This is a genomic window from Jatrophihabitans sp. (assembly GCF_036389215.1).
Classification (GTDB): Bacteria; Actinomycetota; Actinomycetes; order Mycobacteriales; family Jatrophihabitantaceae; genus Jatrophihabitans_A.
Window position 1 is genome coordinate 1 of record NZ_DASVQG010000111.1, and the last position, 8,130, is coordinate 8,130.

Consider the following 8,130-nt stretch of genomic DNA (forward strand, 5'->3'; position numbering starts at 1 on the left):
TGCTGGGCGGCGGATCCATGCCGCCGCCGCCACCGCCGTCCGAGGCGGTGCTGGCGTTGGCCCGTCGCGGCGGGACCGAGGTGATGATCGAGGGCACCGACGTGCTGGTGATGGCGCCGGACGCTCCCGGGCTGCTGTCCAGTGCGTCCGGGCTGCTCGCGCTGCACTCCCTGGACGTCCAGGCCGCCGACGTGCGCACCGTGCGCGGGATGGCGGTGAACCGGTTCACCGTGTCGCCGCGCTTCGGCGAGTTGCCGGAGGTCGCGCTGCTGAACGCCGATCTGCGCCGGATCCTGGCCGGCACGCTGGCGCTGAACGAGCGGTTGCGGGCCAAGGAGCGGGCCTACCGGGTTGCCGGTCCCGGGCATGCGGCCCAGCCGCCGCGACTGCTCTGGTTCGACGACGAGGCCACCGATGCCACCGTGCTGGAGGTCCGGACCCGGGACGCGATCGGCCTGCTGCACCGGCTGACCGCGGCGCTGGAGACGGCTGGGACGGACATCCGCTCGGCCCGGATCTCCTCGCTCGGCGCCCGCGTGGTGGACGCGTTCTACCTGACCGACGCTGACGGCAAGCCACTGTCCGAGCCGCACCAGGCGCAGGTTGCCGAGACGGTGCTGGCGGCGCTGGCCGGCTGACGGCCTTTTCTCTCGCGGCTGCGGTCGTTGGCTCGCCTGCCGAGCGACACGCCGACCGCCCACCTGCACAGCGGCCAACGATCGACGCGGCTGCGGCGCGCTACTGCCGGCTACCTAGATCATGGAGTGGTGGCTACGAGTTCCACCTCGTATCCATCGGTGTTGACGAGGTAGGCGGCGTAGTGATCGCCGCCTCCAGCGTAGGGATGCTTGTCCGGAAACATCAGCGTCCAGCCGTGGAGCCGACCGGCATCAGTGAGTGTGTCGACCTGTTCCGGGACGCCGGCGAAGAACGCGATGTGATTGAGCCCCGGCCGACAGCGCTCGTGATCCCCCACGGTCATCGCAGGTGATTGCTCGAGTACGACGTACGTAGCGCCCAGTCGCCAGCTGCGGCCGGATGACCATTGTTGAAACGGTTGATAACCCATGTCTGCGTGCTGTACAGGTGTTCCCTCGTCCGTCATCGGGTGAAGGCTAGCGCCAACTGTCGGGGTCCTGGGCTTGACCGACCGGTCGGTCGGATCGTACGGTGCCGGCATGCCCTTCACCGATCCGCCCGGCCTGGAGCTGGTTCGGATCGCCGGGTGGCTGGACCGCGTCGTGCCGGGTCTTCGGCAGGCCGACTTGCAGGCCGAGGTGATCGCCGGCGGCCGGTCCAACCTGACCTATCGGCTGACCGACGGCACGAGTACCTGGGCGCTGCGCCGGCCGCCGATGGGGCACGTGCTGCCCACCGCACACGACATGGCCCGGGAGTTCACCGTCATCTCGGCCCTGCACGGCTCAGAGGTGCCGGTGCCCGAGCCGATCGCGCTGTGCACCGACGGCGAGGTGCTCGGGCAGCCGTTCTACCTCATGTCCTTCGTGGACGGGGTGGTGCTCGACGATCCGGCGAAGGCGCCGGACCCGGTCCTCGCTCGGCACAGCACCGAAGCCCTGGTCGATACCCTGGTGGCCCTGCACCGGATCGAGCCGGCGGCAGTCGGACTCGAGGAATTCGGCCGCCCCGACGGCTTCCTGGCGCGCCAGGTCGCCCGTTGGTACCGGCAGTTCCAGGCCTCCGTGCCCGATGACGACAGCGACGTCGAGACCGACACTCGAGCCGAGTTCGTCCGTACCAGGCTGCTCGAGCAACTGCCGGCCTCGGCGCGGGCTGGCATCGTGCACGGGGACTACCGGCTCACCAACGTCATCTACGCACCCGACCTCAGTCGCATCGCGGCGGTGGTGGACTGGGAGATGGCGACCCTGGGTGATCCGTTGACCGACCTCGGGCTGCTCTACGTCTACCACGAGCGATCCGGCACGGCGGATTCGGTGATGCCGAACTTCCCGTCCGCGCAAGGCTTTCTAGGTCCGGACGAGCTTCTCGAGCGGTATGCGCGGCAGACCGGCCAGCAGCTGGACGAGCTCGATTGGTATATCGCCTTCGGTTATTTCAAGCTCGCCGTGATCGCCGCCGGCATCCACGCCCGTTACCTTCTGGGCAAGACGGTAGGCAGCGGCTTCGAGGTGTTCGGCCAGCTGCGCGACAGCACCTTGGCAGCGGCCGCCGAGCGGATTTCGGGATAAGGGGACAGGTGAATGGACTTTCAGCACAGCGCCCGCTCGGTGGCCCTGCAGGCCGAGCTGTCGGCCTTTCTGGATGAGGTGATCCTTCCCGCCGAGACCGAGTTCCATCAGCAGGAGCAAGCCAATCGGGCAGCCGGCAGGCCGTTTCGCACCCCGGCGATCATGGCCGAACTCAAGGCCGAGGCGCGCCGGCGGGGGTTGTGGAACCTGTTCCTGCCCGATCCCCGGTTCGGCCCCGGGCTGTCGGTGCTCGACTACGCGCCGCTGGCCGAACTCTCCGGCCGGGTGCCCGACCTGGCGCCCGAGGCGATGAACTGCTCGGCGCCCGACACCGGCAACATGGAGCTGCTGGCGATGTTCGGCAGCGCCGATCAGCACCAGCGCTGGCTGGCCCCGCTGCTCGACGGCGAGATCCGGTCCTGCTTCTCGATGACCGAGCCGGACGTGGCTTCCTCTGACGCCACCAACATCGACACCCGGATCGTGGCCGATGGCGATTCCTACGTGGTGACCGGGCGAAAGTGGTGGTCCACCGGCGCGCTGCGCGAGGAGTGCGCGCTGGCGATCGTGATGGGGGTGTCGGACCCGGACGCCGACCGGCATGCCCGGCACTCGATGATCCTGGTGCCGCTGGACAGCCCCGGCGTCACGGTGCATCGCTCCACCACCGTCTACGGCTACGACGACGGCCCGCACGGCGGCCACGGCGAGATCAGCTTCGACGAGGTCCGGGTGCCGGCCGGCAACCTGCTCGGCCCGCGGGGCGGCGGTTTCGCGATGGCCCAGGCCCGGCTCGGCCCGGGACGGATCCACCACTGCATGCGCTCGCTCGGAATGGCCGAACGCGCCCTGGAGCTGATGGTGGCCCGGGCACTCAGCCGGCAGGCCTTCGGCGGTCCGCTGGCCGGCCAGGGCGTGGTCCGGGAGTGGATCGCGGAGTCGCGGCTGGCCATCGAGCAGGCCCGGCTGCTGGTGCTCAAGGCCGCCTGGCTGATCGACACGGCCGGCGTCCGGCACGCCGCCACCGAGATCGCGGCCATCAAGGTGGCGGCACCCCGGGCGGCGTCCTACGTGCTGGACCGGGCGATCCAGACCTTCGGCGCCGCCGGGGTGTCGGGTGACACCCCGCTGGCCCAGATGTGGGCCGGGCTGCGCACCCTGCACCTGGCCGACGGCCCCGACGAGGTGCACCTGCGCAGCGTGGCGCGGGTCGAGATCGCCAGGTCCAGAGCCGCCGCCCCGCCGCGCGAGGTCGGCGCAGCTGCGGGGCCCCGGTCCGGCGCGGCCGCCGGGGCCGGCAGATGAGCGTCACTGCCGAGGTGAGCACCCGGGAGCGAATCGTGGCCGCCGCCGTCTCGCTGTTCGCCGAGCGGGGCTTCGATGCCACCAGCGTCAACGAGGTGGTGCTCCGGGCCGGCGTCGCCAAGGGCGCGCTGTATCACCACTTCGCGTCCAAGGACGACCTGCTCTATGAGGTGTACCGGGAGCTGGTGGACCGACAGGTGGCCGGCCTGGCCGAGATCCTGAACCGTGGCCTGGCGCCGGCGGATACCCTGCGCGAGCTGATCGCCGACCTGGTGGTCACCACCGCGGCCCGGATCGGTGAGGCGAAGGTGTTCTTCCGCGAGAGTCACCGGCTCGGTGATGTCAATCAGGCCCGGGTCCGCGGCGCCCGCCGGGCGATTCACGACGCGGTGACCGACCTGGTGCGCTCGGCCCAGGCCAGCGGTGAGTTCGCGGCCGTCGCCTCGCCGGAGATGGTGACCTTCACGGTCTTCGGGGTGATCAACGAGCTGCCGGTCTGGTACCGCCCGGACGGGCCCAAGCAGCCGGCTGAGCTAGCCGCCGAGTTGAGCAGCCTGATCCTGGCCGCGCTCACCGCTGCCTCCGGCCGGGTGAGGGCGTCATGACCGGCAGCTGGGGGTTGACCCTCCCGCTGCCGGGCGTGCCGCTCGCGGTGCAGGCCGAGCTGGTGCGGGCGCTGCCGGACTGGGGCTACACCGACGCCTGGTCGTCAGAGACCGCCGGCGCCGACGCCTTCACCCCGCTGGCGCTGGCCGCGGCGTGGGAACCCCGGCTGTACCTCGGCACCGCGATCGTGCCGGTCTTCACCCGCGGGCCGGCGCTGATCGCGCAGTCCGCGGCCAGCCTGGCGGCGCTGGCGCCCGGCCGGTTCAGCCTCGGTCTGGGTGCCTCCAGCGCGGTGATCGTCGAGCAATGGAACGGCATCGCCTTCGACCAGCCTTACCGCCGGACCCGCGACGTGCTGCGTTTCGTCAGCCGGGCGCTGAGCGGCGAGAAGGTCAGCGCCGACTTCGACACGTTCACCGTCTCCGGCTTCCGGCTGGAGCAGCCGCTGGCGATGCCGGTGCCCATCCTGCTCGCGGCGCTGCGTCCGCAGATGCTGGCGCTGGCCGGCCGCGAGGCCGACGGCGCGATCCTGAACTGGCTGGCCGCCACCGACGTCGACCGCTGCCGGACCGCGATCGGTAACCCGGCCAGCCGGGTCGTGGCGCGGATCTTCGTGTGCCCGACCGAGGACGCCGACCACGCCCGGACGCTGGGGCGTCGGCTGATCGCGACCTACCTCAACGTGCCCGCCTACGCCGAGTTCCACCAGTGGCTGGGCCGCGGGCCCCGGCTGGAGCGGATGTGGCAGCTCTGGAAGAACGGTGATCGGGCCGCCGCGGCGCAGGCGGTGCCCGATGACGTGGTCGATGAGCTGGTGCTGCACGGCAGCCCGCGCAGCTGCCGGGACCAGGTGCTGCGCTACGTCGAGGTCGGCGTGCAGATCCCGGTGCTCGCGGTGCTGCCGAGCGCCGAGACGGCCGATCCGGCGGGCTTGGCTGCGGTGCTTGCCGGGTTGGGGCCGGCCAGCCTGGCCCAGTTCCCGGATGAAGCAGCCTCGGAGGCGATGCTGGTCGACGGTGGCGCCGCGGACGGTGGCGCCGCGGGCGGTGGCGCCGCGGACGGTGGCGCGGCGGGCGGTGGCGCGGCGGGCGGTGGCGAGGCCGCGGGGGAGCGCCGATGAGGATCGCGGACGCCGTGATCGTGGTGACCGGCGGTGGCAGCGGCATCGGAGCGGGAATGGCTCGCCGGTTCGTCGCCGACGGCGCCCGCGCCGTGGTGCTGGCCGACCGGGACCTGGCCGCGGCGGCCGCGGTGGCCTCCGAGCTGGGCAGCCACGCATCGGCAGCCGCCCTGGACGTCACCGACGAGACCGCGATGACCCGGCTGGTGGCCGGCGTGCTGGCCGAGCACGGCCGGATCGACCTGTTCTGCTCCAATGCCGGCGTCGCGACCGGTGCCGGCCTGCACGACGAGCCGGCTGTCACCTGGCAGGACGGCTGGCAGCGGGCCTGGGAGGTGCACGTGATGGCCCACGTCTACGCCGCCCGGGCGGTGCTGCCGGCCATGATCGCGGCCGGTGGCGGCTACCTGCTCAACACCGCCTCCGCCGCCGGCCTGCTCAGCGCGCCCGGCGACCCTGCCTACACCGCCAGCAAGCACGCCGCGGTCGGCTTCGCCGAGTGGCTGGCCTACACCTACCGCGACCGCAACATCCGGGTCAGCGTGCTCTGCCCGATGGGCGTGGACACCCCACTGCTGATGGACGGGCTGAAAACCGGGTCACCGGCCGCCGCGGCCGTCGCCGCCTCGGGGGAGGTGCTGGGCGTCGACGAGGTGGCTGCCGCCGTCGTCGAGGCTGTGACGCGTGAGGCATTCCTGGTACTGCCGCATACCCAGGTCGGTAAGTTCTGGGCGAGCAAGGCAGCCGACGTCGAAGGCTGGCTGACCGCCATGGCAGGGTTGGCCCGCCAGACCGGAGCGAGCGGGCGATGAGCGCTCGCGCGAAAGGCGAAGGAAGGGCCGAGTGAGGATCGCAGCGAGCGCCAGCGAGCGAGGACCGGAGCGAGCCAGCGATGAGCGCTCGCGCGAAAAGCGAAGGAAGCTGCAGTGAGGATCGCAGCGAGCGTCAGCGAGCGAGGACCGGAGCGAGCGGGCGATGAGCGCTCGCGCGAAGAGCGAGGGAAGGGCTGAGCATGGCCGGAGTGCAGGATCGGGTGGCGCTGGTGACCGGCGGCGCGCAGGGCATCGGTGAGGCGATCGCGACCCGGCTGGCCGCCGACGGCGCCAAGGTGGCGCTGCTGGACCTCAACGCCGACGCCGCGGCGGCCACCGCCGCCCGGATCGGCAGCGGCGCGATCGGCATCGGTGCCGATGTCAGCAAGGCCGACCAGGTGCAGGCCGCCGTCGAGGAGGTGGTGGCCGAGTTCGGCGCACTGCACATCCTGGTCAACAACGCCGGCGTGCTGCGGGACAACATGCTGTTCAAGATGTCGGAGGATGACTGGGACACGGTGATGAACGTGCACCTCAAGGGCGCCTTCCTGTGCAGCAAGGCGGCCCAGGCGCACATGGTCAGCGCCAACTACGGCCGGATCATCAACATGTCCTCGACGTCGGCGCTGGGCAACCGCGGCCAGGCGAACTACGCCACCGCCAAGGCGGGGCTGCAGGGCTTCACCAAGACGCTGGCCATCGAGCTGGGCCAGTTCGGGGTGACGGTCAACGCGATCGCGCCGGGTTTCATCGAGACCGCCATGACCAAGGCCACCGCGGAGCGGATCGGCACCGACATCGACACGATGCGCGCGGCGGTGGCGGCCTCGGTGCCGGTCCGCCGGGGCGGCGTGCCCACCGACATCGCCAACACCGCGGCCTTCTTCGCAGGTGAGGAGTCCGGTTACGTCACCGGCCAGGTCATCTACGTCGACGGCGGGCGCGGGCTGCTCTGACTGCCGCGGCGCTCTGACTGCCGCGGCGCTCTGGCAGCCGTGGCACGTGGCAGCAGCGGCACTCACGTAACCTGATGGCGACGCCGTTTCCCTCCAGCGGACGGCGCTGAGGCGCGCAATGGGCACAAAGGGGTTTCTCGGTGTTCGACACACTGTCTGATCGGCTGAACAGGGTCTTCACCGGCCTGCGCGGCAAGGGCCGGCTGTCCCAGGCCGACATCGACTCGGTGGCCCGCGAGATCCGGATCGCGCTGCTCGAGGCCGACGTCGCCTTGCCGGTGGTTCGCCAGTTCATCGCGGCGGTGAAGGAGCGGGCGGCCGGCGAGGAGGTCAGCAAGGCGCTGAACCCCGCCCAGCAGGTCATCAAGATCGTCAACGAGGAACTGATCACCATTCTGGGTGGTGAGACCCGGCGGCTGCGCTACGCCAAGAACCCCCCGACCGTGATCATGCTGGCCGGCCTGCAGGGCTCCGGCAAGACCACCCTGGCCGGCAAGCTGGCCCGCCACCTCAGGGAGCAGGGCCACGCCCCGATGCTGGTGGCTGCCGACCTGCAGCGCCCGAACGCGGTCAACCAATTGCAGATCGTCGGCGAGCGTGCCGGGGTCGCGGTCTACGCCCCGCAACCGGGCAACGGGGTGGGTGACCCGGTCGCGGTCGCCCGGGACTCACTGGACTTCGCGCGCCGCGCCCAGCACGACATGGTCATCGTCGACACCGCGGGCCGGCTCGGCATCGACACCGAACTGATGCGGCAGGCCGCCGCGATCCGGGACGCGGTGCAGCCGCAGGAGATCCTGTTCGTGCTCGACGCGATGGTCGGCCAGGACGCGGTCAACACCGCCGAGGCGTTCCGCGACGGGGTCGGCTTCACCGGCGTGGTGCTCACCAAGCTCGACGGCGATGCGCGCGGCGGCGCGGCCCTGTCCGTCGCCCAGGTCTGCGGCCGGCCGATCATGTTCGCGAGCACCGGCGAGAAGCTCGAGGACTTCGACGTCTTCCATCCGGAGCGGATGGCGTCGCGCATCCTCGGCATGGGTGACGTGCTCACGCTCATCGAGCAGGCCGAGCGGACCTTCGACGAGCAGCAGACCGCCCAGATGGTCAGCCGCCTGGCG

General features: G+C 71.3%; 6 protein-coding genes and 3 pseudogenes. 8 read left to right on the forward strand and 1 reads right to left on the reverse strand.

What is annotated here, in order from left to right:
- A pseudogene (locus VF542_RS05185) lies at nucleotides 1-638 on the forward strand ([protein-PII] uridylyltransferase); the annotation flags it as partial.
- Nucleotides 639-757: 119 nt separating this feature from the next.
- Here VF542_RS05185 and VF542_RS05190 read toward each other — a convergent pair.
- Complete coding sequence (locus VF542_RS05190) at nucleotides 758-1,105, reverse strand: glyoxalase (protein WP_408650644.1); 348 nt, start codon at nucleotides 1,103-1,105, stop codon at nucleotides 758-760.
- Nucleotides 1,106-1,178: 73 nt separating this feature from the next.
- Between VF542_RS05190 and VF542_RS05195 the strand changes: the two genes are divergently transcribed.
- The 7 genes and pseudogenes from VF542_RS05195 to VF542_RS05225 form a co-directional block, all read left to right on the forward strand.
- Entirely contained in the window at nucleotides 1,179-2,213 is a 1,035-nt protein-coding gene (locus VF542_RS05195) for a phosphotransferase family protein (RefSeq protein ID WP_408650645.1), read from the forward strand.
- Between the two features lie 12 nt (nucleotides 2,214-2,225).
- A pseudogene (locus tag VF542_RS05200) lies at nucleotides 2,226-3,437 on the forward strand (acyl-CoA dehydrogenase family protein); the annotation flags it as partial.
- A gap of 77 nt (nucleotides 3,438-3,514) precedes the next feature.
- Complete coding sequence (locus VF542_RS05205) at nucleotides 3,515-4,123, forward strand: TetR/AcrR family transcriptional regulator (protein ID WP_408650646.1); 609 nt, start codon at nucleotides 3,515-3,517, stop codon at nucleotides 4,121-4,123.
- Between the two features lie 14 nt (nucleotides 4,124-4,137).
- A pseudogene (locus tag VF542_RS05210) lies at nucleotides 4,138-5,079 on the forward strand (LLM class F420-dependent oxidoreductase); the annotation flags it as partial.
- 161 nt (nucleotides 5,080-5,240) lie between these two features.
- The gene (locus tag VF542_RS05215) at nucleotides 5,241-6,056 is read left to right on the forward strand and encodes an SDR family oxidoreductase (protein WP_408650647.1); all 816 of its coding nucleotides are present in this window, start codon (nucleotides 5,241-5,243) and stop codon (nucleotides 6,054-6,056) included.
- 200 nt (nucleotides 6,057-6,256) lie between these two features.
- Nucleotides 6,257-7,012, forward strand: a complete 756-nt coding sequence (gene fabG, locus VF542_RS05220) for a 3-oxoacyl-ACP reductase FabG (protein WP_408650648.1) — start codon at nucleotides 6,257-6,259, stop codon at nucleotides 7,010-7,012.
- 140 nt (nucleotides 7,013-7,152) lie between these two features.
- A partial coding sequence (locus tag VF542_RS05225) for a signal recognition particle protein (RefSeq protein WP_408650649.1) occupies nucleotides 7,153-8,130 on the forward strand: 978 nt, incomplete at its 3' end.

Coding starts and splice junctions, on each gene's coding strand:
- VF542_RS05205 (WP_408650646.1), top strand. CDS start 3,515: ATGAGCGTCACTGCCGAGGTGAGCACCCGGGAGCGAATCGTGGCCGCC.
- VF542_RS05190 (WP_408650644.1), bottom strand. CDS start 1,105: ATGACGGACGAGGGAACACCTGTACAGCACGCAGACATGGGTTATCAA.
- fabG (WP_408650648.1), top strand. CDS start 6,257: ATGGCCGGAGTGCAGGATCGGGTGGCGCTGGTGACCGGCGGCGCGCAG.
- VF542_RS05215 (WP_408650647.1), top strand. CDS start 5,241: ATGAGGATCGCGGACGCCGTGATCGTGGTGACCGGCGGTGGCAGCGGC.
- VF542_RS05195 (WP_408650645.1), top strand. CDS start 1,179: ATGCCCTTCACCGATCCGCCCGGCCTGGAGCTGGTTCGGATCGCCGGG.